Source organism: Streptomyces sp. GC420 (genome assembly GCF_009916105.1).
Lineage (GTDB): Bacteria > Actinomycetota > Actinomycetes > Streptomycetales > Streptomycetaceae > Streptomyces.
Genome location: NZ_JAAAXQ010000756.1, coordinates 1 through 1230, shown reverse-complemented (window position 1 = coordinate 1230; position 1230 = coordinate 1). Strand labels below are relative to the sequence as shown.

Below are 1230 nucleotides of genomic sequence, written 5' to 3'. Positions count from 1 at the left end.
GGCCGGGTTCGAGGGTGGCCGGGGGCCGGTCGGGTGCACCGCCGAGGAACTCCTGAAAGCGTCGGCGGGGGCCCGACCAGCGGCGGTCGTGGCGGTAGGCGCGCAACTGCGCCCTGGCCCGCGCTCGGGGCCGGTTGCGGTAGAAGCGCTTCGCCCACGGCGAGCCCGGCCGGGCCAGTCTGATCGCCCCGAAGAGCGCGACGAGGGGCACCACGGCGCCGATCAGCGCCATCCGGAACTTGCCCTTGACCAGGGCGAAGAGCGCCGCGAGGAAGTTCAGCGCGAGACTGGTGAGAAGCGTGGCCCGGCCCTGCTGCTCGTCCTGGCCGACGTCGTTCACACCGAACGGCGAGAAGCCGACGAGGCCGAGCCCGACGACGGCCGCCGTCAGCACGACCACTTCGACGCTCTTGCGGCCCTGATCGCTCCAGTAGACGTCGTCCAGATGCAGGATCAGCGCGAACTCGTCGAGTACCAGGCCCACTCCCATGCCGAAGATCACGGCGCTCAGGCCGGCCCCGAAGTCGTGGCGGCCGCTCGTCACCGCGCCGAAGCCGCCGATGACGGTGAGGATCACGCCCGGCACGACGTGGTGGACGTGCACGCCGCCCGGGGTGACGTTGCGGAAGGGACCCCTGCCCGCCCGGATGAGGCGGGTGATCAGCCGGGTGACCAGGAAGGTGAGCACGAAGGACAGGAGCGCGAGGAGCAGCGGGAGCTTGCCCGGCTCGACGATGTTGCGGTACCACCAGTGACCCATGCCACCCGCTCCCGATATATACGTATTGCGTAATTTAGCGGCTGAGGTCACCGGATAGCCTGCGCGCGATGAACACGTTGATCGGCCACGGCGTCCGTTTCGCCTTCGGCACCCTGACGGTGATTCCCGTGCGCGTGACCCGCTGGGACCGCGACGCGGCCCGCGCCGGGATGCTGTGCGCGCCGCTCGCCGGGCTGTTGCTGGGGCTGCTCGCCGGCGCGCTCGGAGGTCTCGTGCTGGTGTGCGGCGGCGGAGCGCCCCTCGCCGCGGTGGCGACGGTGGCCGTGCCCGCCGTGCTGACCCGGGGCCTGCACCTCGACGGCCTGGCGGACACCGCCGACGGCCTCGGCAGCGGCAAGCCGGCCGAGGACGCGCTGCGCATCATGAAGCAGTCCGACATCGGCCCCTTCGGGGTGATCACGCTCGTCCTGGTCCTGCTGGCACAGGTCGCGGCGCTGGCGGAGCTGTAC

At 71.5% G+C, this 1230-nt stretch carries 2 protein-coding genes; one reads left to right on the top strand and one right to left on the bottom strand.

Going from position 1 to position 1230, the window contains the following annotated elements:
• On the bottom strand, positions 1-760 hold a 760-nt coding region (locus GUY61_RS38415; RefSeq protein WP_166634909.1), incomplete at its 3' end, for a hypothetical protein.
• A 68-nt stretch (positions 761-828) separates the two neighbouring features.
• Between GUY61_RS38415 and GUY61_RS38410 the strand changes: the two genes are divergently transcribed.
• Positions 829-1230 (top strand): adenosylcobinamide-GDP ribazoletransferase (locus GUY61_RS38410; protein ID WP_166634908.1); only part of this gene is annotated, 402 nt, incomplete at its 3' end.